The organism is Paraflavitalea sp. (assembly GCF_059502485.1).
The window spans coordinates 2,522,056-2,548,924 of the sequence record NZ_JCACET010000008.1; the positions used below are offsets into that span (position 1 = coordinate 2,522,056).

Annotated in this window: 22 protein-coding genes and 1 tRNA gene; 10 read left to right on the top strand and 13 right to left on the bottom strand. The window is 45.6% G+C overall.

Annotation, left to right across the window (positions count from 1 at the left end):
- Nucleotides 1–317: 317 nt before the first annotated feature.
- The 4 genes from AC5JBY_RS12795 (at nucleotide 318) to AC5JBY_RS12810 (ending at nucleotide 5,741) form a co-directional block, all read left to right on the top strand.
- Nucleotides 318–1,454 (top strand): cysteine desulfurase family protein, encoded by a 1,137-nt coding sequence (locus AC5JBY_RS12795; protein WP_495904987.1) that lies wholly within the window; start codon nucleotides 318–320, stop codon nucleotides 1,452–1,454.
- 107 nt (nucleotides 1,455–1,561) lie between these two features.
- Nucleotides 1,562–2,935, top strand: a complete 1,374-nt coding sequence (locus AC5JBY_RS12800) for an alpha-amylase family glycosyl hydrolase (RefSeq protein WP_495904988.1) — start codon at nucleotides 1,562–1,564, stop codon at nucleotides 2,933–2,935.
- Entirely contained in the window at nucleotides 2,925–4,427 is a 1,503-nt protein-coding gene (locus AC5JBY_RS12805) for a gluconokinase (RefSeq protein ID WP_495904989.1), read from the top strand. Before AC5JBY_RS12800 ends, AC5JBY_RS12805 begins: the two co-directional genes overlap by 11 nt.
- A gap of 117 nt (nucleotides 4,428–4,544) precedes the next feature.
- On the top strand, nucleotides 4,545–5,741 hold the full coding sequence (locus tag AC5JBY_RS12810) for an acetyltransferase domain-containing protein (protein WP_495904990.1): 1,197 nt from the start codon (nucleotides 4,545–4,547) through the stop codon (nucleotides 5,739–5,741).
- 67 nt (nucleotides 5,742–5,808) lie between these two features.
- Here the strand turns inward: AC5JBY_RS12810 and AC5JBY_RS12815 are convergent, their stop codons facing one another.
- From AC5JBY_RS12815 to AC5JBY_RS12825, 3 genes are all read right to left on the bottom strand, one after another.
- A complete protein-coding gene (locus AC5JBY_RS12815; RefSeq protein WP_495904991.1) occupies nucleotides 5,809–6,069 on the bottom strand; it encodes a T9SS type A sorting domain-containing protein in 261 nt (86 codons plus the stop codon).
- 284 nt (nucleotides 6,070–6,353) lie between these two features.
- Nucleotides 6,354–8,981, bottom strand: a complete 2,628-nt coding sequence (gene mutS, locus AC5JBY_RS12820) for a DNA mismatch repair protein MutS (protein ID WP_495904992.1) — start codon at nucleotides 8,979–8,981, stop codon at nucleotides 6,354–6,356.
- Between the two features lie 118 nt (nucleotides 8,982–9,099).
- A complete protein-coding gene (locus AC5JBY_RS12825; RefSeq protein WP_495904993.1) occupies nucleotides 9,100–9,816 on the bottom strand; it encodes an SIMPL domain-containing protein in 717 nt (238 codons plus the stop codon).
- 128 nt (nucleotides 9,817–9,944) lie between these two features.
- Between AC5JBY_RS12825 and AC5JBY_RS12830 the strand changes: the two genes are divergently transcribed.
- Complete coding sequence (locus tag AC5JBY_RS12830; RefSeq protein ID WP_495904994.1) at nucleotides 9,945–10,712, top strand: lysophospholipid acyltransferase family protein; 768 nt, start codon at nucleotides 9,945–9,947, stop codon at nucleotides 10,710–10,712.
- 7 nt (nucleotides 10,713–10,719) lie between these two features.
- Here AC5JBY_RS12830 and AC5JBY_RS12835 read toward each other — a convergent pair whose 3' ends face one another.
- Both AC5JBY_RS12835 and AC5JBY_RS12840 read right to left on the bottom strand, forming a co-directional pair.
- Entirely contained in the window at nucleotides 10,720–11,238 is a 519-nt protein-coding gene (locus AC5JBY_RS12835; RefSeq protein ID WP_495904995.1) for an acyl-CoA thioesterase, read from the bottom strand.
- Nucleotides 11,239–11,301: 63 nt separating this feature from the next.
- Nucleotides 11,302–12,399 (bottom strand): mandelate racemase/muconate lactonizing enzyme family protein, encoded by a 1,098-nt coding sequence (locus tag AC5JBY_RS12840; RefSeq protein WP_495904996.1) that lies wholly within the window; start codon nucleotides 12,397–12,399, stop codon nucleotides 11,302–11,304.
- A gap of 193 nt (nucleotides 12,400–12,592) precedes the next feature.
- On the opposite strand from AC5JBY_RS12840, the gene AC5JBY_RS12845 reads away from it, so the two are divergent.
- Nucleotides 12,593–13,816, top strand: a complete 1,224-nt coding sequence (locus tag AC5JBY_RS12845; protein WP_495904997.1) for a proline dehydrogenase family protein — start codon at nucleotides 12,593–12,595, stop codon at nucleotides 13,814–13,816.
- Nucleotides 13,817–13,823: 7 nt separating this feature from the next.
- Here the strand turns inward: AC5JBY_RS12845 and AC5JBY_RS12850 are convergent, their stop codons facing one another.
- Both AC5JBY_RS12850 and AC5JBY_RS12855 read right to left on the bottom strand, forming a co-directional pair.
- Nucleotides 13,824–14,828, bottom strand: coding sequence for an N-acetylmuramoyl-L-alanine amidase family protein (locus AC5JBY_RS12850; RefSeq protein WP_495904998.1), 1,005 nt, complete (start codon nucleotides 14,826–14,828; stop codon nucleotides 13,824–13,826).
- Nucleotides 14,829–15,060: 232 nt separating this feature from the next.
- Nucleotides 15,061–15,921, bottom strand: coding sequence for a dienelactone hydrolase family protein (locus AC5JBY_RS12855; protein ID WP_495904999.1), 861 nt, complete (start codon nucleotides 15,919–15,921; stop codon nucleotides 15,061–15,063).
- 134 nt (nucleotides 15,922–16,055) lie between these two features.
- Here AC5JBY_RS12855 and AC5JBY_RS12860 point away from each other — a divergent pair.
- The 4 genes from AC5JBY_RS12860 to AC5JBY_RS12875 all read left to right on the top strand — a co-directional run bounded on the left by AC5JBY_RS12860 (nucleotide 16,056) and on the right by AC5JBY_RS12875 (nucleotide 18,875).
- Nucleotides 16,056–16,130 (top strand) — tRNA-Val (locus tag AC5JBY_RS12860).
- A gap of 194 nt (nucleotides 16,131–16,324) precedes the next feature.
- A complete protein-coding gene (locus tag AC5JBY_RS12865) occupies nucleotides 16,325–17,404 on the top strand; it encodes a PDDEXK nuclease domain-containing protein (RefSeq protein ID WP_495905000.1) in 1,080 nt (359 codons plus the stop codon).
- Between the two features lie 111 nt (nucleotides 17,405–17,515).
- Nucleotides 17,516–17,872 carry a hypothetical protein gene (locus tag AC5JBY_RS12870; RefSeq protein ID WP_495905001.1) on the top strand — a complete coding sequence of 119 codons (357 nt, stop codon included), beginning with the start codon at nucleotides 17,516–17,518 and terminating at the stop codon, nucleotides 17,870–17,872.
- A 4-nt stretch (nucleotides 17,873–17,876) separates the two neighbouring features.
- On the top strand, nucleotides 17,877–18,875 hold the full coding sequence (locus AC5JBY_RS12875) for a cytochrome-c peroxidase (protein ID WP_495905002.1): 999 nt from the start codon (nucleotides 17,877–17,879) through the stop codon (nucleotides 18,873–18,875).
- A gap of 2 nt (nucleotides 18,876–18,877) precedes the next feature.
- Here the strand turns inward: AC5JBY_RS12875 and xseB are convergent, their stop codons facing one another.
- The 6 genes from xseB to AC5JBY_RS12905 all read right to left on the bottom strand — a co-directional run bounded on the left by xseB (nucleotide 18,878) and on the right by AC5JBY_RS12905 (nucleotide 26,830).
- On the bottom strand, nucleotides 18,878–19,096 hold the full coding sequence (gene xseB / locus AC5JBY_RS12880; protein ID WP_495905003.1) for an exodeoxyribonuclease VII small subunit: 219 nt from the start codon (nucleotides 19,094–19,096) through the stop codon (nucleotides 18,878–18,880).
- Complete coding sequence (gene xseA / locus AC5JBY_RS12885; RefSeq protein WP_495905004.1) at nucleotides 19,071–20,447, bottom strand: exodeoxyribonuclease VII large subunit; 1,377 nt, start codon at nucleotides 20,445–20,447, stop codon at nucleotides 19,071–19,073. The genes xseB and xseA overlap by 26 nt, the downstream gene beginning before the upstream one ends.
- A gap of 106 nt (nucleotides 20,448–20,553) precedes the next feature.
- Entirely contained in the window at nucleotides 20,554–21,213 is a 660-nt protein-coding gene (locus AC5JBY_RS12890) for a hypothetical protein (protein WP_495905005.1), read from the bottom strand.
- A gap of 13 nt (nucleotides 21,214–21,226) precedes the next feature.
- Nucleotides 21,227–23,449, bottom strand: a complete 2,223-nt coding sequence (locus AC5JBY_RS12895; protein WP_495905006.1) for a DUF3858 domain-containing protein — start codon at nucleotides 23,447–23,449, stop codon at nucleotides 21,227–21,229.
- A gap of 7 nt (nucleotides 23,450–23,456) precedes the next feature.
- Nucleotides 23,457–25,457, bottom strand: coding sequence for a transglutaminase-like domain-containing protein (locus AC5JBY_RS12900; RefSeq protein WP_495905007.1), 2,001 nt, complete (start codon nucleotides 25,455–25,457; stop codon nucleotides 23,457–23,459).
- A gap of 218 nt (nucleotides 25,458–25,675) precedes the next feature.
- Entirely contained in the window at nucleotides 25,676–26,830 is a 1,155-nt protein-coding gene (locus tag AC5JBY_RS12905) for an LA_2272 family surface repeat-containing protein (protein WP_495905008.1), read from the bottom strand.
- Nucleotides 26,831–26,869: the final 39 nt, after the last annotated feature.

Below are 26,869 nucleotides of genomic sequence, written 5' to 3' on the forward strand. Positions count from 1 at the left end.
AATTTAACAGGGTAAAAGCACAGCAAAAACCGACAATAATAACGCCAAAGTTCCTCATTTCATTGCAAACGAAACCCTAAAGCCTTCCCCACATCAACTTTTCGATCAGCTAACCTGTGAACCACACATAATCCATTGAACTACTGGACAATAAGCCTGTTTTCATTATTCAATGATTGCCGCCTCTTATTGAACAATTTCTATCAATGGTTGTTGATTGTTGCGATCTGATTATGAATCCGATTATTTCCATAGGCAATTTGCAATCCCTATAGTTGGGTATTTTCAAATGAGAATATTTCAGAAATTTGCGCCCCATGAGCCACACCACACGTATATATTTCGACAATGCGGCTACCACAGCCCTCGATCCTCAGGTATTGGAAGTCATGATGCCCTACCTTACCGAAAAGTTTGGTAATCCATCATCCATCTATTCCTATGGTCGCGAAACAAGGTTGGCCATCGAAACAGCCCGTAAGAGTGTCGCCAAAATATTGAATGCACATCCTGCAGAGATATTCTTTACATCAGGAGGTACCGAAAGTTCCAATACAGCCATCAATGCTGCCGTATACGACCTCGGCTGCAGGCACATCATCACATCGTCTATCGAGCACCACGCCACCCTGCACACGGTAGAAAACCTTTACCACCGCGGACAAGCGGCCCTCAGCTATGTAAAGCTGCTGCCCGATGGCCATGTAGACCTCGAAGATCTCGAACAATTGCTGGCAGGTTGTGAAGACAAATGCCTGGTTACCCTCATGCACGCCAACAATGAGATCGGAACAATCCTCGACATACACGCTGTAGGAGAGATCTGCAAAAAATATGGCGCCGTCTTCCATTCCGATACAGTACAAACAGTAGGACACTTTCCATTCGATCTCCGCAATACACCGGTGCATTTCATCACAGGGGCAGGGCATAAATTTCATGGCCCCAAAGGCGTAGGCATACTCTATGTCAATGAGAACGTAAAGATCAAGCCCCATATCCATGGCGGATCACAGGAGCGCAACATGCGCGCAGGTACCGAAAACCTGTATGGTATTGTAGGCTTTGCCAAAGCGCTGGAACTGGCCACTGCACAATACGAGCAGGACAGCACCTATATCAAAGGCCTGAAGCTCTACATGAAAGAGCAGCTTCAGCAAAACATCAAAGGAGTACATTTCAACGGCGATCCCCTTGGAAAGAGCCTGTACACGGTACTGAGCGTATCCTTCCCGAAGACGGAGAAGTCAGAAATGATCCTGTTCAACCTTGATATCAATAATATTTGCGCCAGCGGCGGCAGCGCCTGCACGAGTGGAGCCGACCAGGGTTCACATGTGATACGCGCCATCAATAACAATCCCAACCTGATCACCGTTCGTTTCTCCTTCAGCAAACACAATACGAAAGAAGAGATCGACCAGGTGATCGCCAAGCTGAAAGAGATTATCTAAACACTTTCTGTATTTCATTAGAAATACTGCTCAACGAAGGGTACCATTAATTTGGTACCCTTTACTTTTCCCAACAAACACTTACCTTTCAATCCAAATCATGCTATATGAAACCTGCACTCTTCTCCATATTGGTCTGTGCCGTTCTTCTGGGCTCCTGTAAACTGATGCCCAAAGAGGAAGAAAAGAAAACGGAAGAAACAAAGCAAGATACCACCTTCATAGCAGGGCCCGACTGGTACAAACAGTCGAATATATATGAAGTAAATGTGCGCCAATATACATCTGAAGGCAGCTTCAAAGCCTTTTCGGCTTCGCTGCCCCGTCTTAAACAAATGGGCGTAGACATACTCTGGTTCATGCCTGTTACCCCCATCAGCAAAACCGACCGCAAAGGAACATTGGGTAGCTATTATGCGGTGGCCGACTATAAAGCCATCAATCCCGAGTTTGGTACGATGGATGATTTTAAACACCTCGTCAACCAGGCACACGAAGAGGGTTTCAAGGTTATCATAGATTGGGTAGCCAACCACACGGGCGCCGACCATCCCTGGCTTACCCAGCACCCCGATTTTTATAACCGCGACAGTACCGGAAAAGCCAAATACGTATTCGATTGGACAGACACCCGCGACCTCAACTTCGATAACAAAGAAATGCGCGATAGCATGATCGCTGCCATGAAATACTGGATCATAGAAACCGGTATCGATGGCTTCCGTTGTGATGTGGCAGGTGAAGTACCTGCAGACTTCTGGAAAGACTGCATCAGGCAGCTACGTCAGGAGAAAAAAGTATTCATGCTGGCCGAAGCAGACAAAGGAGAATTGCACGCTGCCGGGTTTGATGCCAGCTATCCCTGGGACATGTTCCAGACGATGAAGAAAGTGGCAACAGGAGAACGCAATGCCTTAGCACTCGATACAGTACTCATGCGGCAGGACAGCACCTTCCCCGCTGGCGCTGTAAGGTTGTACTTCACCAGCAACCACGATGAGAACAGCTGGAACAAAAGCGACTTCGCTACCTTCCCCGGTTTAAAACATGGCGCCTTTGCAGTATTGACACAAACTATGCGCGCCAGTCTGCCACTGATCTATAGCGGGCAGGAAGAACCGGTATTGAGAGCCATCCCTTTCTTTGAGAAAGATAGCATGGGCTTTAAGAAATATGCCCGCGCGCCATTCTATAAAATGCTGCTTGAGCTGCGTAAGCGCAACGAAGCATTGGCCACGGATGCCAGCTTCCGGAAAGTATCAGTAGGAGACGACAAAGCCCTGTATGCATACGTGCGTGAAAAAGGAAAAAGCAAAGTGCTGGTCATTCTCAACCTCAGTGCCAAAGAGCAAACCATTACGATTAAAGACAACTCACTGGTAGGAGAGCCCATGAACCTGTTCCTGGGCGCCAAGGAACCCTTTAAGCTCAACCATTCCTTCAACATAGAACCCTGGGGATACATCGTTTGTGAGTACTAAACCAGCCCAATATATCATCGGCGTAGATATTGGTACCACCAACACCAAGGCAATCGCTTTTACGGTAGAAGGCAATGTGATAGCACAGGCTAATGAAACCTATACACCACTTGAGGCTACAATTGCAGAACAACATGAGCTGGATCCCGAAACATTGTTTCAGGCAGTTTTGCGCACAGTAGGGCAGGTGAGAGCACAAGCAAAAGAAGCAACCTTGTTGGGAGTTGCCTGCAGCAGCGCCATGCACAGCCTCATTGCTGTAGATAACAACGGTAAACCGTTGACCAACGTTATTACCTGGGCCGATCTCCGCAGCAGTGCACAGGCCGACCAGTTAAAACACTCAGAGGCAGGCAAACGTATCTACCAGCGCACGGGTACGCCCATACATCCGATGTCGCCATTGAGTAAACTTCTTTGGATAAAAGAAGAACGGCAGGACATATTTAGAACAGCTCATAAATTCATAGGCATCAAAGAATGGGTCTTTTACCGCTTCTTTGGCCAATACCTTATAGATCACTCCATCGCTTCGGCTACAGGGTTATTTGATATCTACAACTTTGATTGGAATGCAGAGGCCCTCACGCTAACTGGCCTTACGCCAGATCGGTTGTCAACGCCTGTTAGCACTACACACATAGTTAAGGGACTGGCAAAAGAATATGCCGACCTGTTGAATATTGATCAAACTACCCCCTTTATCATTGGCGCCAGCGATGGTTGCCTGGCCAACGTGGGCAGTGGCGCTTTGCAGCCCGGTGATGTTTCATTGACCATAGGCACCAGCGGCGCCGTGCGCATGATGGCTGCCCGGCCACAACACGATGTGAAAGAGCGAATATTCAATTATATCCTCACCGAACAATGGTACGTATCCGGCGGACCAATCAACAACGGGGGCACACTACTGAGGTGGTATGCCGAACATTTCCTGGGCCGCAGCTTTGAAAAGACTGCAGATTTCGATTGGTTTATACAACAGGCTGCACAGGTGCCGGCCGGCGCAGATGGACTGGTTTTCCTGCCTTACGTACAAGGCGAACGGGCGCCTGTTTGGGATGCCAATGCCAAAGGCGTATACTTTGGCATACATGCAAAACATACACAGGCACACTTCATGCGCGCCATCATAGAAGGCATTAACAATGCCCTCTATCAGGTCACTCAATCTATCGAAGAAACGATCGGCCCGGTTAAGAACATCTACGCCAGTGGAGGATTTACGCAATCGCCGCTGTGGCTGCAATGGATGGCCGATCTGTTTGGAAAAAACATCACCATATCCTCTACCGCTGATGCATCTGCTGTCGGCGCAGCCATATTGGGCCTGCAGGCACTGGAGATCAGAGATACACTCAAGCATCCCAGCACAACGGCTCAATCCGGAGTACACTTTACGCCTGACCAACAACAGCACAAAGCCTATCAGCGTAACTTTGCAGTATACAGTACCCTATACGACAAACTGAAAGATGTATTCCAACTTTAATGGTATACGTCATTTGATCGCTTTCCGTCCCCACTTTAGGTAGTTACCACCTGTAATAAAAAAGTTGAAATTGCAGACAGCATCAGTACCTTAAATTATAATCCTAAAAGTGTCAACATGAGCCAGCAGTCCATCTTAACGAAAAGCCGAGTACAATCTATAGATATACTACGCGGCATAGTAATGATCATTATGGCACTGGACCATGTGCGTGACTTCTTTCATATCGACGCCTTTCAAAGCGACCCGATTGATCCGGCTACATCACACCCCACACTTTACTTCACCCGGTGGATCACCCACCTTTGTGCGCCTACCTTCGTGTTCCTTGCAGGCACATCATCCTACCTCGTAGGTTTGCGCAAAACAAAAGCGGAACTAAGCAGCTTTCTCATCAAGCGTGGACTTTGGCTTATACTGGTAGAAGTAATAGTGGTGACCCTGGCTTTGACATTCAATCCACTCTACAATATGCTGGTGCTGCAGGTCATCTGGGCCATTGGTATCAGCATGGTCATATTAGGATTAGTGGTGAGACTGCCATACGCTGCCATCTTTACAATTGGATTGATAATTGTTTTGGGACATAATCTCCTTGATTATCCCGAAGCAGCAGCTCCCAACCGCCAGTTGGGATTCTGGTGGGATCTGGTGCATGGGTCACGCTTTGCTGCCTATCCCTATGCGGCGAACCGTATCGTGCTGATTGTATATCCCTTCCTGCCCTGGACGGGATTAATGCTCATGGGATATTGTGCAGGGAAACTGTTTACGGAACAGTTCACTTGCATACAGCGAAGGAAAACATTATTCTACATGGGTGCTGGGTTGATCCTGCTGTTCCTGGTACTTCGGTTTATCAACGCCTATGGCGATCCGGTTCCCTGGACCACACAAGCGAATACGACCCGAACGATCATGTCATTCTTCAACGTCAATAAATATCCACCCTCACTCATGTATACGTGCATTACGATTGGCATATCGTTGATAGGGTTGGCGTTGCTGGAAAATGTACAGAGTCCTGCTGTGGAGTTTGCCAAGATATTCGGGCGGGTACCGTTCTTTTACTATGTGTTGCATTTCTTCCTCATACACATCATCACGGTAATTCTTTTCTATTTGTCGGGTTATGGAGCAAAAGATATCGTCTCGCCCCAGGTACCATTTTTCTTCAGACCAGTGCAGTTTGGCTATCCCTTGTGGGCCGTGTACCTGATATGGATAGGAGTTATTCTCTTATTGTATCCCTTATGTAAGCGGTATAACAGATATAAAAGTACACACCGCCATTGGTGGCTCAGTTACCTGTAAGTATGTCGGGCTGAGCCTGTCGAAGCCGTTTTAGTTCTCACGATTCACCTTTCACGTCTCACGGCTTTTATCCCAAGCTAATTTTCCGTTTATACACCATCTCACTGCCCGAAAACAATTGCAGGAGATAAGTGCCGGGAGAAAGACTTTCGGCATCGAGTGGAAAGCTGACCATTTGGCCGGCCTGTAAGATGCCCGTCTTCTGCTCATACAGCTTGCTGCCGGTAAGGCTCAACACGGCGATGCTGGTGTTGTCCAGCTTCTTGTTGGTTTGTACAAACAACCAATTGATCTTATCAATAATGGTTGGGTAGATCCTGATAGGCAAAGTAGTACGATTTAGGGTTTCACAAAAACAGGGTACATGGCAATAGCCATTGCGCTGACTATGCATCAGCAGCATACTTTCATAATAAAGGTTGGGTTTAATGACGGCAGGTACGAAGGAAAAACTTAGAACAAGGCGTGTGTTAAGACAATTCAAACGGGACCGTTGTACGCTTTATTGCTCGTATAAGTATACTCATACACTTTTTGATATATGACAACCCACTTTTAAGCGTAAACCAGCAGAAGTGTAGAAAAAATACGACCCCAGGGTCTGTAATACAACTATTTGATTTTCCCCTTGATCTCTTGCAGTTTCAACAATGCCTCAACAGGAGTAAGACGGTTGATATCGATGCCTTCCAGCAGCTTGCGGATGTCATCGAAAGTCTCACTGTGCGCATCGAAAATAGAGAGCTGGAACTTTTGAGAAGAGATGTTCTTTACGGCCTGACCGACGTTCGAACTTTGAGGAGTAGAACTATCCTCGTCCACATGTTTTTCTTCCAGTTGATGCAATATTTCATTGGCACGCTGAATGAGCGCAGGAGGCATGCCTGCCATCTTGGCCACGTGGATACCAAAACTATGCGTGCTGCCACCTGGCGCCAGCTTACGCAGGAAGATGATCTTATTGCCTACCTCTTTATTGGTAACATGGAAATTCCGGATTCGGGACAATTTATTCTCCAGTTCGTTCAACTCATGATAGTGTGTAGCGAACAAGGTCTTGGGAGCATGACTGGCATTGTGGAGGTATTCGGCAATACTCCAGGCAATAGAAATACCATCATAAGTAGAAGTACCCCGGCCAATCTCATCCAGTAAGATCAGGCTGCGGGCCGTGAAATTATTGATGATGCTGGCCGTTTCATTCATCTCCACCATGAAGGTCGATTCACCGCCACTCAGGTTGTCGGAAGCGCCTACGCGCGTAAATATCTTGTCGGTTAAAGGCACATGAGCGACATCGGCAGGTACAAAACTCCCCATGTGCGTCATCAGCGTAATAAGCGCGGTCTGCCGCAGGATGGCACTCTTACCACTCATGTTGGGGCCGGTCAGGATAATGATCTGTTGAGAAGACTGATCCAGGAAGATATCATTGGCGATATACGCTTCACCCGGCGGCAGGTTACGCTCGATCACAGGGTGGCGGCTTTCCTTCAGCTCCATCTCATGCCCGTCATGCAATACCGGCTTCTTATAATTATACCGCAAAGCATTGTCGGCAAAACATACCAGGCAATCGAGGATAGCCAGGATATGCCCGTTGGCCTGCATAGGAGCTATAAACTGCTGCAATTGCAACAACAGTTTTTCATACAGCTCCATCTCGATGGCCATGATCTTATCCTCGGCGCCAGTGATCTTTTCCTCATACTCCTTCAGCTCCGGTGTGATATAGCGTTCAGCATTAGCCAGCGTTTGCTTTCGTATCCAGGAAGCAGGAACCTTATTTTTATGAGAGTTGGTTACTTCAAGATAATAACCAAATACATTGTTGAAACCGATCTTCAATGAGGAAATACCGGTTGTTTCAGCCTCCTTTTGTTGAAGCGCAACGAGGTATTCCTTGCCACCGGTGGCGATGGCCCGCAATTCATCCAGCTCGGCATGAACCCCTTCCCTGATAACGCCACCCTTGGCAGCCACAGCAGGAGGATTGTCCATGATCATTTGCAGGATAATAGCTATGATCTCCTCACAGGGATTCAATGTGCCTGTCAGTTGAGCAAGATATTTATCGGAAACACCGGCACACAGGGCTTTGATCTCCTGCACCTGCTGCAGGCCACGCGCTATTTGCAACACTTCCCGCGGACCGATCTTCTTCACAGGGATTTTGCTGACCAGCCTTTCCACATCACCACACTGCTTGATATGGTGACTGATCTTGCTGCGTAGCTCCACCTCTTTGATGAAAAACTCTACGAGGTCGAGCCGTTCATTGATACGCGCCCCATCTTTCAGCGGCAGCAGTATCCAGCGTTTCAGCAACCGGGCTCCCATAGGGGAGACGGTATTGTCCAATACCTTGTGTAAGGTATTGCCGGCCTCACCATTGCCGGTACCGGTCAGCTCCAGGTTACGGATGGTAAAACGGTCCATCCACAGATAATCCTCGCGGTCGATCCGCTGGATGGAAGTAATATGTTGAAGATTGGGATGTTCGGTATCCTTCAGGTAATGCAACACTGCACCGGCAGCAATAATAGCTTCCGGCATTTCCTCTACCCCAAAACCCTTTAAAGAATGCGTTACGAAATGTTTGAGCAGGCTCTCCGTAGCATACGCCTCGTCGAAGATCCAGCTCTCCATCGTATAAGTATAGAACTTGCTGCCAAAATGCTCTTTGAAGTGCTTTTGGTAACTACGCTGGAAGATAACTTCAGCCGGCTTCAGCGTTTGCAGTAACTTATCAATATACTCCTGGTTGCCCTCGGCCACAAAAAACTCACCGGTGGAAATATCGAGAAAAGCAATACCCGCTTTGTTGTCCGTAAAGTGAATACCTGCGAGGAAGTTATTACTGTTGTGCTCCAGCAATTTGTCGTTGGTAGCTACGCCGGGCGTCACCATTTCGGTTACACCCCGCTTCACGATGCCTTTAGCTTGTTTGGGATCCTCGAGCTGGTCGCAGATGGCTACCCGGTAGCCTGCTTTCACCAGTTTGTGGAGGTAAGTATCCATAGCATGGTGAGGGAAACCGGCCAGTTCTGAAGCGCCGGAAGCAGCGCCGTTATTCCGTTTGGTGAGCGTTATGCCCAATACCTGTGCGGCAATAATAGCATCACCGCCGAAGGTTTCATAGAAGTCACCTACACGGAACAACAAAATAGCGTCAGGATATCTTTGCTTGATGGCCTTATGCTGCTGCATTAAGGGAGTATCTTCACCTGCTTTTGCCATGGGGGGCAAATATAAATCCTTTGCCCCCCTTTATAAAAATTGGCCATCCTAATGTGGAGAAAACGTGGATTACTTATTGAAATACTGGTAGTTGGAGCCGTTTACTACTCACAACTCACTATTTCAGTGCAAACACCACGCTCACATCAAAATGCAACTTGATCTTATTGAAATCCATACTGGTATTCTCTGCGGCGCCACCTACAGCATCCATAGCAACATTGGCTTGTGCAAAACGATACTGGTAAGGCTGAACAATCATATCAGTGGGCTCAGTGATGGTGACAGCCATAAACACCCTTTCATCGACAGCTGCAGCCAGGTAAGTAGCCTTATCCTTGGCAGCCTTGATGGCCTCGATCTTTAGTTGTTTGCGAAACTCCTGCAACTTACTGTGAGAAGTACGGGCAATCCGGAAATTACGTGTAGCCTCATCATCCAGTTTTGCTACCAGCTCATCCATCTTCTTGCTGTTGGCAAACTTTATCTGGTAAGAAATAGAAGCCATCAACTCCTCCTTCTTCTTTTTCTTTTTGATCCAGGGGTTACCCATATCACCATCATAAGAAGCAATAGTAATGATGGAGTCGGGCAAACCAATACTATGGCAATTATTCAGGAAATCAGCTTTGATCTTTTCAAGATTGATCTTGCCACTACCTTTCTTTTCATACTCCTGCAAGTCAACTATCACATAGATCTCGTCGGGTGTCACTTCCATTTCAGCACTACCGGTCACAGAGATGGTTTTAGGAAACGGATTAACGACTGTTGATTGCGCAAACCCGGTGAACGATGTCAATGCAATTAAACAGACTGGGATAAACTTTTTCATACACTTCATTTTTTATATAGATGTAGGAGTAAAACCAATTACATAACGTTGCAGCCCCATTCAATTAAAGTACAGAGTATATTAACATTTCCTTAATTTCGACACAAGTTTCCTAAACACCAAAATCCATGAGCTCATTCCGGGAAAGACTGAAACATACACACATCGTTCGCAAATTCATTTATGCCATCGTAGGCATTGTTTCCTATCCCGGATTGGTATTCATGAATAAATTGAAGATCACCGGCACAGAACACATCAAAAACCTTCCCCGCAAAAACGTACTATTTGTAAGCAATCACCAAACTTACTTTGCAGATGTAATTACCTTCCTGCACATCTTCTGTGCTGTAAAATGGAGAAAGCAGAACAGATTGGGGGTGCCCTATTACTTGCTGAATCCCTTCACCAACGTGTACTATGTAGCAGCAGAAGAAACGATGAAGGCCACCTGGATCAGCAGACTATTTACAATGGCCGGAGCACTCACAGTAAAAAGGACCTGGCGGCCCGAAGGAACAGAAACACGTAAAGGACTTGACCCCAGCGACACCCGAAAAATATCGCGCGCATTAGAAAACAACTGGATCATCACCTTTCCGCAGGGAACCACCAAGCCATTTGCTCCTGGCCGCAAGGGAACGGCACTGATCATCAAGATGACAAAACCGATCGTAGTACCGGTTGTCATCAATGGCTTCTGGCGGGCATTCGATAAAAAAGGATTACGCTTTAAGAAGAAAGGGACCCTGCTTACCGTACGGTTCAAGGAACCAATTCAGGTAGATTATGACGCCCCCTCCGAAGTAATCCTCGATCAGCTCATGGACGCCATCGAGCAAAGCAAAGACTGGATGCTCAAAGGTGCTCACCACCGCGCAAAACAAAAAGCATAGCTGTTTTCTACATCTGGAATAGCGCCTTTAGCTCTGTAGCATCAGCGGGCTTCATCTTACCCCCCATAATTAACCTGAGTTGTCTTCTGCGCAGCGCACTTTCAAAGAGATTCTTTTCTTCTTCCGTTTCGGGAATTAGTTGGGGAACAATACGGGAGCGCCCGTTGGGGTCAAGCGCTACGAAAGTATAATACGCTTCATTGCTTTTATAACGGTATTGCTGAATGGCGTCTTCGCCCCATACCTTCATGTGCACTTCCATAGATGAGTTGAAAGCACGGGATACTTTAGCTTCAATATGTACTACGTTGCCCAGCTTAATGGGGTTCTCGAAGGAGATATTATCAACAGAAGCAGTAACTACAGGAGCAGCGCAATGCTTCATGGCTGCCAGGGCGGCGGCAATGTCCATCCAGTACATCAGGCGGCCACCCATCAGGTTGCCAAAAGTGTTGGTGTCGTTCGGCAGTACCAGTTCAGTCATCACTACATACGATTCCTTGGCAGTCTTTGCTTTTTGGGTCATAGTACAAATTTGCCGCAAAGATAATCGCCAAACATCGAAAGTCCTATCTTCCGGACTTTCTGCCTAAACAGTAGCTTTTTCGCACCCGGCGAGGAAATCATTATCGGCATCGGCGCCAATGCCTGGTGCTTCCGGTACTTCGAGGAAGAAGCCCTTATATTGAATACCACCAGTTACAGGATCAGCCTTATGGCCAAGCATGCAGGTGTCCATATCATAAAATTGTACATTGTCATGCGCCAGCGCAAAGTGACCAAAAGCAGTCAGCGCCACCCGGCTTTCCAACATGCCACCCATCATACAGGGAATGCTATGAGTCGCACAAACCTCGTTGATCCGGATGGCTTCAGCTATACCGCCCGATTTGGCAAACTTGATGTTCACATAGTCGCAGGCGTCAGCCTTGATCAAACGCTCCGCATCATGATGATCAAAAACACTTTCATCGGCCATGATCTTTATAGGAGACTGCTTTTTTAAAGCAGGCAAGTGATGATCGTTCCAGTGACGCATAGGCTGCTCACAGAATTGGATATTATATTGCCCCATAGAAGTCAAAGCATACAAAGCATCCTCATAACTCCAGCCCTGGTTGGCATCGATGCGCAACACAATACCATTACCTACGGCCTCCCGTATCTGCCGGATACGCTCTACGTCTTCCTTTGCATCTTTGCCCAGCTTTACCTTGATCATCCGCACACCCCGTTGAATGAAATCAGCCGCCGCTGCAGCCATCTTTGCAGGAGTATCGATACCAATAGTAAGATCGGTTTCCAGTTCCTTCTGTTTGCCTCCCAGGTACTTGAACAAAGGCACTCCGGCCTGTTTGGCAGCCAGATCATAAAGCGCCATGTCGAAAGCACTCTTAACAGTACTGTTGAACGCTGTAAAAGCATCCAGCTCCTGGAGGCGGTCTGCAATAGCATCAGCAGTCTTACCCTTCCAAAGTCCGGCAAAATCTTTAGCCATTTCAAAGCAGGTATTCTGCGTTTCGCCAGCAATCATAGGAAAAGCAGAACACTCACCTACGCCATATAAGCCGGCATCCGTATGCACACGAATAAAAGTATTTTGGGCAAAATGCATCGTACCCGTAGCAATAGTAAACGGGTGCATGGGAATACTGAACTTCCAGATCTCGGTATGCGTAACTTTCATAGCGCCCAAAATAAAGACATTTAAAGATTCCCGATCACTATTTTTCCATTCTTTACAGGCAATCCATGGAATAAATACAAAGCCTGCCGGTTCTTACAGATAACAATCGATAGGGCACCCCATTAGCTGAAAAAACTGCTGAAATACGCACGAAACTTTTCCTTACTTTTGCGCCTAACATTTGTTAGCAAGTATGGATAATCCTCACCCCGCAATCTCATTCGACAATACAGAATACGCGTTTGCATACAAGACAGACCAGGAGCTAAAGAAAGCCAACTTTCTCTTTTCCAGTATGGGATACGAGTCATTGGTAAAGCTGGGTACCCGCATCACCCCCTGGGCCATCAGAGTAGGATTGCCTATTAAAGGAATTATCCGCAATACGATCTTCAAACAATTTGTAGGAGGGGAGACCCTTGAAGAAACAGCCCGGGTAGCTAATAAACTGGAGCAGTTTGGTGTGCAGGTAATATTGGATTATGGTGTGGAAGGCAAAGAAGGGGAGGATAATTTTGATCATGCCTGCGAAGAATTTATAAAGGTAATCAACTATGCAGCCACCCAGCACAGCATGCCCTTTATGAGCATCAAAGTAACCGGCTTTGCCCGCTTTGCATTGCTGGAAAAACTGGACGCTGCAGCCACTGATAAAAGCGGATACGAGGGACGGGTCCACACTGAAGTCCTCAATGAAGAAGAAAAAGCCGAATGGCAAAGAGTCGTGGCGCGTATGCACAAGATCATCAGCGCTGCCGCTGCCAAAAACATAGGCGTATTGGTAGATGCAGAAGAAACCTGGATACAGGATCCAGTAGATGCCCTGACCATGCAAATGATGGAGCTGTACAACCTCGATAAAGTAGTTGTATACAATACCGTTCAGCTATATCGTCACGACAGGCTTGCTTTCCTGAAGGACAGCTTCGAACAGGCAGTGAACAAGAGATTCATCCTCGGAGCCAAACTGGTGCGTGGCGCCTACATGGAGAAAGAAAGAAGGCGGGCTGAAGAAATGGGATACCCATCACCCATTCAGCCAAGCAAAGAAGCCAGCGACCGCGATTACAATGCAGGAGTGGAATTTTGTATCGAACACCTCGATAAAATATCATTGATAGTAGCCTCCCACAATGAGTACAGCAGTCTGCGCGCAGCGGAGTTGCTCGATCAAAAGGGGTTACCCCATAACCATCCCCATATTCACTTTTCCCAGTTGTATGGTATGAGCGACAACATCACCTTCAACCTGGCCAAAGCTGGATTGCCGGTAAGTAAATACCTGCCATTTGGGCCTATTCATGATGTAGTACCTTACCTCATGCGCCGTGCACAGGAAAACTCCTCTGTATCCGGGCAGACTGGTAGAGAGCTGGGATTGATCAGGAAAGAAATGCAAAGAAGAAAACTACGGTAGTATAAGATCAGAAGGCGCGGGGAGTAGTGGTCGTATCGACCGCTTTGGTACCCGTTCCTTCCAGTGATTCTTTATAACGTCTGAGAGCAGTAATAATGCTTTCAACAACTTCAGACTGACCCTCTTCACTGTTGAGGTATTTCTCTTCCTCTTCGTTGGTAATAAAGCCGGTTTCCACCAGGATGCTTGGCATGCCAGTGGCCTGCAACACCCAGATTTGTTCCCAGTTCCGTTGCTTTACACCACCACTTGCACGGCCCCCTTTGGCAAATTCCTCTTCAACCAGGTTGGCCAGCATAAGGCTTTTACCAAAATACTTTTTTTCATACAATTGGGCCCTGATCCTTGCTTCTGGCGAGTTCATATCGATCGGTGTCGAGGTATGCGTGCTGTCTCCCGAAAACTCACCCCCTTCCTCTGGATTGATAAAAGTGCTCTTCACGCCACTGCGGTCAGCCGCCCATATATAAGTTTCAGTACCATGCCTTTCATTCTTAACCCAATAGTTTTCAGTAATGGGCACCCGCACCGTTTTCTTTCTCTTCTTGGCCCCTTTGCCTACAGTGATGGTTTTTGTTGTATGGCCAATAGTGCGTTTGGCATACCAGCCGCCCGCTTTTTGGGGAGTAGCATTACAATGAATACTCAGGAATAAGTCACCCTTTACCTCATTAGCCAGCTCGGCACGCATGCGGTTAGCGGTCCGGGAATCCACATTCACACCAAAAACAGTATCGGAAGTACGGGTATACACAACACGAGTATCAGGAAAAGCCTCCTGGATACGCTGTCCCAGCTTAAGAGAAATAGCCAGCGCTATATCAGCCTCATAGGAAAACAAACCCTTAGCCCCACGGGCAGGGCCACCGTGGCCTGCATCCACAACAATGGTAGATAATACCCCTTTCTGGCGGCCATCACGGGGAGGAGCCTTCGGCTCTTTGCCGGTAAAGGATACAATCGCTGCCAGCGTAGCAACAAACAGTAATAGAGTTACGGGTTTTCTCATCATCACCTGTATCAGTTTAACGAATTTTATAATCCTGACACCATCTCACCACAGGCATCCTGTAGCTTGGGCTATACGATCTAACGATAAAATACAATTTACAATATGTAATGTTTCAACTTTTTTGAGCCACTCGGTGAAACCCATTATTCACGATCCTTTCACATTTCACTTCTGGCATCGGAAAACTGGTCTTTACCCCTCGACGCTGAACTCTTGACTCAGCATTCTCGACTTACTTCAATTTGGCTGCAAAAAGCTTCAACGTCCGCTCCCAGGCCAGTTTGGCAGCGGCCTCATTGTATCGGGTAGGGGCCGTATCATTGTTAAAAGCATGGTTGGCGCCTTCATAGATATATACCTCATAAGCGGTACCGGCCTTCTTTAGCGCCTCCTCATAAGCAGGTATACCTGCATTTACCCGCTCATCCAGGCCGCCATAATGAAGCTGAACCGCAGCCTTGATCTTGGGCACATCCGCAGCATCGGGCTGGCGGCCATAAAAAGCGACAGCAGCCTTCAGGTCAGGTACATTCACGGCCAGTTGATTGGCCAGCGCGCCACCCCAGCAAAAGCCCACACAGCCCGTTTTACCATTACAATCCTTCCTGCCTTTCAGGTAATCAAAAGCCTTTATGAAATTATTCAGGTTCTTCTTGGCATCCAGTTGGGCAAACAGGCCACGAGCCTGTTCCTCTTCCTTGGGCGTTCCACCCAGGGGAGATAAAGCATCCACACCCAGCGCCAGGTATCCGGCCAGGGCCACGCGGCGTGTCACATCCTCAATATGTGGATTGAGGCCACGGTTTTCATGGATCACCACCACTGCACCATATTTGCCGTCCTGCTTGGGCCTGGCAAAATATCCTTTCATCGTTGTACCTTCTTCTCCGGGATAAGTGATGTATTCAGTAGTGATGCGATCGTCCTGTGGGGAGATCGTAACCGCATTATCATACTTAACTTCCAGTTGTGCCAGAGCCGACATGGCTGCAGTCATGCTACCGGTCAGCAGTACTAACCTTTTGATAAAATCCTCCCGTTTGAGCGGCTTGTGAGTATATTCATCAAAGAGATTAATGATCTGTTGGTTCATATAATAAGAATTTGAGTGATTAAAGGATATCCTCTAAAGTTAACGAATCCCATCGTAGACCGGTTGCCACTTTTCATTTTTTTATCCGCTTCCCGATATCATATTCAAAACGATACTGTAAATTGCACTCCCCCGGATCGTTAGCTCAGTTGGTTTAGAGCGCTGCTTTGACAGAGCAGAGGTCACTGGTTCGAGCCCAGTACGATCCACTACTTTCACCTGCATCCATATAGGTGAACTATCCACAACCAACGGCATACAACTGATTAGATGCCGTTTTCTGTTACAACCTTTCGAAGTGCTGCATTACACAGCATTTTTCATCCAGTAGATCAATTACTTCAACACGAGGCATTGTTTGGTAGCAGCATTAACTCATTTTATTATTCAATATCCTTAAAAAATGAAGCTGCAATCGCAATTCACAGAAGTAGTCCGATTGATTAAAAAAGCCCGCTCAAACGCTTACCAGGCCGTCAACACAGAGATGATCAACCTCTACTGGAATATCGGGGAATACATCAGTAAAAGAGTAGAAGTGCAGGCCTGGGGAAAATCAGTAGTAACCCAATTAGCTACATACATAGAAAAGAAAGCACCTGACCTCAAAGGATATTCCGACAAAAATCTTTGGCGGATGAAGCAATTCTATGAGACCTATAAGGATCATCCAAAACTCTCAACACTGTTGAGAGAAATTAGTTGGTCGCATAATCTGGCTATTGTTTCAAGGTGTAAATCAATGAAGGAAAGGGAGTTTTACCTGATAATGTGCAAGAAAGAGCAGTATGCGTTTCGTGAATTGGATCGGCAGATTTCTGCAGGATTATTTGAACGGTCAGCAATAGGTAAAGCAAAACTCTCAACACTGTTGAGAGAATTGACAGGCTCGAAGAAAAGCTCAAAACTGCCGCCAGCGATGGTAAAATCAGCAAACTCCAAAAGCAATCCAATTCTCTCAACAGTGTTGAGAGAATTGGATATAAAAGACTCATTTAAAGATAGTTATGTTTTTGAATTCCTCAATCTTCCTCCCGATTACGATGAAAATCAACTGCAAAAAGCGCTTATCAGTCAGATGAAGAACTTCATTCTGGAACTTGGGCGCGACTTTGTATTCATGGCCGAAGAATACCGCTTGGAAGTAGGCAATAGTGACTTTGAAGTTGATCTGCTCTTCTATCACCGCGATCTGCAATGTCTCGTAGCCATCGAACTAAAAACAGATAAATTCAAACCAGAATTCTTAGGTAAGCTTAACTTCTATCTCGAAGCATTGGACAAGGACGTAAAGAAACCACATGAAAACCCAAGTATCGGCATACTGCTTTGTAAAGACCAGGACTCGGAAGTAGTCAAATATGCATTAAGCAGAAGCTTGTCCCCGGCCCTTGTAGCTGCCTACGAAACACAATTACCTGATAAAAAACTATTGCAACGCAAACTGCATGAACTAATGGTCCCTCAAGGTTCGGATACTTAATGCTTTATAAAACTGTCAACGTTGTTAACTGTTTTACCCCGGCTGCGTAGTATAAATCTACCATTGCCCTCGTCAGCCACTTGATGCAAGTTTGTGTAATAAATAAAAGCCATGAAAATCGCATTACTTATCACACTGCTACTGGCAGGTGTCAGCACTATTGAAAAAGACAAATTAACCGGAAGATGGGAATCAAGACCTTCTCCTAAAGGAAGCGTCACCGGTGTCATCTTTAAAGAAGATAAAAGCTTCGAAGGTTACGTCAATAAAAAGCCCTTTACAAGCGGTGTATATGCTTGGGAAAACGACCTGTTTACATTCACGGATAACGGCTGTGATGGAAAAAAGGGCGTTTACAAAATAGCTTTTTTCTCCAATGACGACTCCCTCAGGTTTGTACCGGTTGAGGATAGTTGTATCCAGCGGAAAGAAGGAATGAGCAAACTGGTCATGGGGAGGGTAAAGTAATATTATGAGAAAGATCTTTCTGTTGCTAATGATAACAGTGCTATGCGTTGTGCTTACTTCTTTGATCAATAACGAACCACATACAAAAGCAGAACTCGGAAAGCTACTCTTCTTTGATCCGGTACTATCCCGGGATCGTACAATTAGTTGCGCCAGTTGTCACTTGCCCGAAAATGCGTTTGCAGATACCTTACCAGTCAGCAAAGGCGTAAATGGTAAAACGGGAACGAGGAATACGCCTTCGGCTATGAATGTAGCTGCCCAACGTTCCTTATTCTGGGATGGAAGAGCAAAGACCCTGGAAGAGCAGGCCCTTGCACCCATAGAAAATCCCGTGGAAATGAACCTGCCGATAGAAACAGCATTGGCCAGGTTGAAGGCAAGCAGCGAATACAGGAAATACTTCAACAACCTGTACAACAGCGGCCCCACACGGGAAAACCTGGCACATGCAATTGCTGCCTTTGAACGAACCCTCGAAACCAGCGATAGCCCTTTCGACAACTGGAAATTTACAGGGGACAGTTCTGCCGTAAGCTCCGCAGTAAAAAGAGGGTTTGAGATCTTTAATACAAAAGGGAAGTGTGTGAAGTGCCACTTTGGGGCCGATTTTACAACCCATGAATTCAGAAATGTTGGGTTATTCAACGGCAAAAACCTCAATGATAGTGGTCGTGCTACAATTACCGGGACGATGGATGATATAGGTAAATTCAAAACCGCTGGGTTGCGGAACATTGAAATAACCCCTCCCTATATGCACAACGGGATGTTTAAAACTTTGCGGGAAGTCATTGAGTTCTACAATGATCCACAAAAGATTGTTCCCAATGCGATTAACAGAGATACGCTGTTAAATCAACCAATGAACCTGACCAGCGAAGAAAAAGAAGACCTTGAAGCATTTTTACAGTCACTTACAGATAAGCGGTTCACTACAATAAAAGCTAAACAATATACTGGTAAGAGGCCGCATGGGGTACATCAGGCTTTATCAAACTAACATCATTCGGATTCGTTGGTATCTTTTTTCATTTGCTGAATGATATTGCTTACCTCTTGTTCGGTACTCTTGAGTTTGGTTTTACAAAACTCGAGCAGAAAAGAAGCACGTTTTAATTTTTCGGCCAACACATCCACCGACACAGTTTCAGCTTCAATGTCGGAAGCAATTTCTTTCAATTCCTCATAGGCGGCCTCATAAGTCAGTTTTTTCTCTTTCATCAGCTGAGTGTTTATCCTTTATAGTAGTAGTAAAGTTGGTATTGTCTAACAATACATTAATGTCTGCGCCCACTGGCAACAAATCGGCATTGGTGGTGATCTTTCCCTGATAGCTTACCAACGCAAACCCTCTTTTCAAAATGCTGGATGGATGCAATACCTGAAACAGCTTTTCCATGCCTCTTAATTCATCCCCTTCATGCGATAAGAAACGGTAGCTGGAAAACTGAAGTTGGTGATTGATATTCAGCAGGTCCTTTCGCTGGCTATTGAACACCATAGCAGGCTTGAGAGTCAACTCATGGCTGATGGAATCCAATTCCCGCCGGTAGCGGTGCAGGCTTGCCTGCGCTTCATGCAAGAGTTGGCGTTCTGTATTCACGAGTTCAGCCTTTTCATCAGCCATCCATTGCTGGGCTTTCATCAATATCCGGTGTTGAAGCAACTGCACCTTGTCTTCGAAAGCCCGGTTATGAGCTATCAGGAACTCCGCTACCTTGGTAGGAGTTTTAAGCGGCGTATGTGCCATCAGGTCCACGATCGTTTCATTATGCTGGTGCCCGATGCCAGTAATAATGGGAATGGGAAATTTAGCGGTTACCTGGCCCAGTACAAATGTATCAAACACCAGAAAGTCGGTAGGGGAGCCTCCGCCCCGGATGATCACAACAGCATCATACGGCTTACCGGAAGTAAACACATTTAATAACCTTTCCTTTATCTGCGCTGCATTCCCTTCGCCCTGTACGGTAGTAAAGTAGGTATCGATAAAGAAACGGTAACCGTACTGGTTATTCAACAACGTGTGATGGAAATCCTGGTAGCCGGCCGATGTTTCAGCAGTAACCACAGCAATATGCTGTAACACGATAGGCAGAGAAAGTTGCTTGTTGACAGTGATATAATTATCACCAATCTTTTGAATAAAACCGCTGCATTCCGTCAGCAGACGTTGCAAGGTAGCTTGCTTCTGTTGCTCCAGTTGGCCAATGGTATAGCCTGCATCGATATCCTGCAGCGTGAGCTTTAGACCATATACAGCACTATAATCGACAGATACTTTTACCAAAACCTGGAGGCCATCAGTAAAGCGCTGGCCGGTAATCCTTTCGAAAGCTTCGATCTGTCGCCCACCGGTAGTCCAGGCTACAGCACTCACTTTTGCCTTCAGGCCGGCAGATCCAGCCTGTTTTTCCACTAGGTCGAAATAATGAAAGCCCCTTGCGGCTTGATACCTGTGTCCGGTAATCTCAGCTATCACCCAAAAATGCAGCCCTTCAAACCTGTCTTTCAACACGGCCTCAACCTGCGAGGTGAGCTCAGATAATTGAATGGCTGGTAAAGTGGACATATGGAAAATCCTTTGAACAATCCCGAAATTATTGAATACCGCTGACCGCACAAAAAAGCCGGTTGGTATTTACCAGCCGGCTTTAGATTATTAAGTTCGATCATAATTACTCAGAAACGACCCTAAAGCGGAGACCTGCAGTAACATAAGGATGCTTGTTGAGCAAATGATAAGTGTTGGCTCCATCCTTCTTAAAGTTGAATTGGTACATATAGCCGCCTTCCAGCCTCAATCCCAGCCAGGAAGTGAAATTGAGCATAGTGCCCACGCCGCCACCAATGCCTCCGCTGAAATTACGTTCTCCAACCACCTTTTTGTTATCCCAGCTGTCATTGACCAGGTCTTCCTCTTTGGGGCCACCCAATGTTGACATTTGGAAACCGAGGGTTGCATACGGTTTGAACAATTGCTCATTATTCTCATTCTTCAATAAATGATAGCCCCAAAAATAGCCCAGAATAAGATTGGGTTTAGTAGTCCCACTTACGGTTATCGGGGCATCATTATAATTGGTGGTGTTGAATGAGAAAGAATACGAAGGCAGATATGTGATATCACAATTATAAAACCACTGTTTTCCATCCTGGTCTGTTCCAAATGATAAAGTATAACCAATAGGGCTACCTTTTCCGTCACCCAAGGCAAACAGTCTTGTGCCGAGGCCATACGTTCGGCCGGTTTTTTCAAAAAAACTGGCTTTCTTGTATTGAGCCGATACACACGTATACAAGCACAATACAAGAAGAGAGAGAATAAGGTTTTTCATGCAGAGAGAGGGTTTATTGTTTAGGAGTTAGTAAAACATACTTGAAAGTGCTGTTATAAGCTGCGTCGATGAAAGCCAGCATATCATTCCACTTGGCGCTGGATACATTTTTCAGCTTGTAAACCTTCTGAACACTGATCACCACAAGGCCACCCTCTTCCTTAGCTGCGAGTATAAAAGAACCAGTTTCATTATCTACAGACCTATTGAGCTCTGTCAACCCTTCTACTTTATAGCCAGCAGGTATTTTGAACTGGATATACCAGTTGTAAGTTTTGGGGTAGCGAACATCGATATCGTATTTCCGGTTCCTTTCTTCTTTCCTGATCTGTAGCTGAGGTCCCATAAGACCGGTAAGGTTCACCAGGTACTTTTTTCCAGCCATCCTCACCACATCAGCCATCTCAAACTCTTCTTTGAAAGAGAGTGTGCTCTTTTTCTGCGTACGGCCGTCACTGATCAGGGAGAACCTGGCATCTTTGATACGTTGGTGAAATTCCGATTGAAGCGACTCCTTTACAAAATCAGGCTTTTGCTTTTTAAACTCATCCTGTAGTGAGCGCGCAGATTTTGTATACTCCTCAGCCTCCCTCGACTTCATCTTTTCAGTAGGATCACTACCACCGTAGTTTACATAGTCTTGCAACATATAAGGAGTAAACTTGAGAGCGTTGGGACTTGCCTTTGCTTTTTGAATACCCTTAAAATGAGAAGTTCTGGTGACCATTATACCTTTCATATCGGGGGCCAGCTCTGCAACGATAGCATAGGAAGCACTATTGTCAGCGGCGGTAGTACCGGGCAGGGAAAAAGGCTTGATTTCCTGCGTACCTGTTTTCTTGGCAGGTGCATAAATAATATACGCCTCATTAGATAGCAGACCCTCTTCCAGATCGCCAGGGTTGGAGAAGTCGGTTACATTGAAATATAATTTATTGCCCACCTTGATAACGTACCTGATCTCCTCTTCAAACAATACTTCATTCAACTTGCCAATATTGTTACCGATGGTAATAATAACATCTGATTTAATATCCTTCTGATACAGCAGCGAACCGAAAATATGAGCAAACTTTTTATCGCTTAGGTACGAACGCTGGAAAAGGATCTTATTGCGTACCACATAATACGCATTATTGATATAAGTCTGTTCATCCCAGTTCTTAGCACCCAGCTTTACCAGTTCGGAATAACAGGCATCAACAAAATTTTGAACTGTAGTCATGCCACCCATAAAAGAAGCATAACTTACCCTTTCATAATCTTCCCATGCTTTTTTGGCCAACTCTTCCTTTGAAAAGTTGCTTTTCAACTCACCCTTCTCACCTATGAACGCACCCTTTGCCTGGTCATTATTAGAGTAGATCACCTGGAATTTGATAATAGGATATTGAATAAGAGGACTCACAAAATTCACGTCCTTCTCAGTATCCCGGTTCCTGTCGGTAAATACATAGCGGAAAAACCCTTCCGTAGTACTTTCCTTTTTGAAAGTAGGAGCACCATTCAATGACAGTGATTTGAAAAAAGACTTATCATCCGTCTCGATAGCAATTTCATTGAACAGCACAGGATAGCCCTTACTACATACTTCGTAAATAGGGCTGAACTCGATATAGCCCGAAGCAGTCACATCCAGCTTACTCTTGGTAGTAGTTACATATTCAAGGATGTCGCCGGGTTCCAGGTTGGGCACAGGCACCTTATAATAATTATAACCTGAACCAGCTACCTGGTCAAAAAAGCTTTGGAAGTATTCCGGAATATCGGTGCCGGCCTCAACAGCTACAGCACTTTTCAAATCGATATTAGTGGCAGTATCACCCGGCTTGATAATACGAGCAATAAAACCATCCTCTTTCGAACCATAGCGGAAATAGATCTCAGACATCGCTTTAACAGAGTTGTTATCATTCAGCTTGATCCGGAGCCTGATCTTTTCAAAAAAATACAAGCTGCGTTCTCGGCGGGTGAAAAAGCCGCCACTACTCTTGCGGTCAAACAACACATTCCGGGAAAAGCCGATCACTACAGCCGACTCCTTTTCCCACTTGGAAGGAATATTAACCTCCGTAAAGGCTGGAGCTGGTTCCTTCAATATAGAGCGGGCGTTATTTTCCAGGTTATCCAGGAAATCTTCATCGATATAACTTTGGGCCATCAGGCTGGGAGCAAAGCCAATGCACAGGGCCATCAAAACGACAGCAATGCCTGTGCGGGATATATATAATTTCATGAAGCGGTTATTTAGAGGTGATGCTGAAAAAATAGCTACTGAAAGACTTGATCGATTCAAGGAACTTTTTCCAGTTGGCGAAGTCATTCTTATTGATCATGCTGTTTTTGATGACCAGGTACTTCTTAAGGACGATCTTATTACCCGTGATGGTATATTCTCCCTTAAATTCATACCCGTCAAACTTCATTTCCAGCTTTTCCGGCACATCGGCAAACTTATTGCCAGTAGGAACCGTAAGCGAGAACTCATCCTCAAAACTTAACACATAATCAAAGTCATAGCCACTCTTGCGCTTTTCATCAGGCATATACCTTTCCAGCGTTTTAGGGAAGAAATCAAGATTGATATACTTGTTGCCCGAGATAGTTTGTACGTAATTCGAAAGATCGATATTGCCCGAAATGTTGATAGGGATCTCCCGGTTATTCAGATCACTTGTTTTTACATCCGAAGCCTCCACATTGTCATTACTGAATTCCAGGTAACTATTCAGGAACTTCTCCCGGCTGGTAATAGGGAGCTCATGATACTCCTGGTGAAAATCTTTTCGCTCATTACCGGTAAGTACTACCTGCATCTTACCCTTCAATTGTTCATTATTCAATGTAAAATCTCCTTTGGTAAAAACCTTGTGATCATCACCCGTAGTTAAAGGAACCTTTTTAATATCAAACTTTTCACCATTAGCGATCATTGCCTCCTTACCCTGAATACGGTAAGCATTCTCACCAAACGGAACATACTTTTCCGTCGCATCCAGGAAATACTCCTTGCCTTTATAATAGAGCGTAGTAATGGCATGATTGTTTACACAAAGAGCTGGCGTTGCCTGTGGGTAGGGAAGAGCTCGGGTACCAATCCAGGTAAAGTGAGCATCATAACCAGCCATCTTCAGGAATTCAGTAAGGAGGTTAGCCATGCCCTTACAATCACCATACTTATTGGCCAGCACATCCTGGGCAGAAGCCGGGATATAACCTGAATAGCCATCTTCATAGGCGATATAGCGGATCTTATCCTGCACCCAGTAATAAATAGCCTTTATTTTATCCGGGTCATTAGTAATGCCAGCCGTGATCTTCGATAAAGTAGCTTTGATCTTGTCAGGCTCGTTATTGGCCATCTTATACAACCTGTTATTCCAGTTATATACATCACTCGTTTTGTCAAAACCTTGCAGCACTTCCCCTTTATTCTCGAACGATTTAACTTGAATAATGATATGCGGATCGGTATAAGCCCTGCCGATCTGCTTGAACTCAGACTTGCTGGCAGGAAGGTCTTTCATAGTAAATACATAGTTGATAAAGCCACCCTTCTGACTTTGCTTCTTTTCAATCTTGAACCCTTCAAAGTTCATCGCCTTGAAATCGATAGAAAGCCAGTCGGGAACTTTGAATTCGAATACCTGTTCCCTTACCGGGTAAGCCATGTGGAAGAAAAGACGTGTGAGGTATTTGGCATCAGTATACTCCTTCTTCACAATCACCTTGGCCACATTACCCTTCTCGGCAAACCGGATAGGGAAATACTGAACACGGCTATCATCGAAAAAAATATTCTCATCCGTTACAGAGCGGTCGATACCCGATCTGTCGGAAGGCATCCATTTACTACCCGTTTTAATATTCTTTCTGAATTGCTTGAGTCGAACGAACTTGTTGTAAAATTCGGCATACGTAGTACTGGCATACTTTTTCAGGGCTATGAATTCCAGTTCCGTTTCCTCCTGTACTACCACCACTTTGTCATTCAGCGTATTGGTACCTTTGCCAAAAGTGAAAAAATGATACGCAGAGCGGCAGAATACCTGGTCATCCTTGTACTGCCGGGCCAGCGTTTCAGCATCCGATTGGTCTTCCGGGTGAACAACTTGGGCAGTCACCATACCAAAACAGCACATAGCAATAACAGTAAGAAAAGAGTTGCGAACGGTCCTGGCAGACCGTAAAATAACTGCCGCAGGACGATCAGGCCCGCTGGCAGAGAGGAGAGTTGGGTTCATGAACGATGGGTTTGGGCAATACAATAATATTAAAAGTCAGCCGGTTAGCTGTAAAAACGCGCTCTGGCGCCCTTTTATTGCTGCAAATCAGTCCCGCTGAATTTGGGTGTAATATAGCAGGAGTCTACCTTATGGCAAATTAATTAACTGCGTTAAAGGCTGACTTTCATTACATGGCTGGCAGCAATAAAAAGCAATGTCGCTTAACCGGCAGGGTTTTAAAAACCCCAGTTGATAAAAGGTAATGATCGTTTACTGTTTACATTCCATAAACCCAATTGAATACCTTTTAAATTTTTGCAGAAATTGAGAAGGCTTATTTGTACCCCTCGACCCTTAATAGCCCTGTTGCACAATCCACTGATCACAACACCCCTGAATTCGCCGGTCGTGTTCAGGATACCGGAAATGTGCAAGCCGGTTGTCTCTAAAACAGACGACATACCGCCATTTATACTAAGTCCCCTTACACGCATATCGCCAATTAGCCCACCCCCACTAAGACTCAGGCCGGTAACTTCGGAATTGATTTCTTTTTTGTTTACAGAATCAGGATAACTATTGGGATGAGGCGTGTTGATCACAAAAAATATCCCATACATAGCTCCAAACATACTCAGCAGGTCAGCGTTGATATTAACGCCACGTATGATCAGAGAGTCGTTATCGGCAGTAGTCATGGTTTGTATTCCGAGGTTTAATCCACTTATTTTGTTTACATTGGTTGGAGTGAACCACACCCATTTTTTAGGAGGTAAAGGCTTTTTGCGGGGAGTTGTATCTTGATCAACAGGCGGATCAATCCCTTCATAATAATAAGTAATGCCACGTCGCTCATAAAGCCAGTTAACCCCCTGGGCCGTAAGATAAGGCACCAATTCATAAGTCACAGAACGGCTGCTGTCTTTTGAATAAGACACAACGGTATCATGGCTAAAACCCTTAAGCGTATCGGCTGTTTCAAATACATAGCGTTTATTCCTTAGAGAAAAGCTGGAATGAAGGCCCATCATACGGTCGGCAATCAGCTTTAACTTTCTGAGCTGGCTGGGGTGAAGAGCCAGTGTATCAAGACGTGCGTTATCAGAAGCAGCCTCGTTGGCTGAAACATAAAGCGAGTAATAAATAGAATCATTACGTATATCTGATACACGTATGCGTAGCCATCTTTTATCTTTGAGCACAACATTATAGATACAATTCCGGTAAATATAAAATGCACGGCCTTTGCCCGGTTGATATTCCCTGTCCTTAAAAACAGCAGTCTTCCCCTTTTTTACAAAATAAAGGTTTTGAGATGCTACTTCCTGGCCAAGGCCAATAGCTGCAGAGAATAAGCATATCAGGAAAATAATGATAATACGTCGGTTCATAAACAGGGTTTGAGGTGATAACCACAAACCTATCCTGCC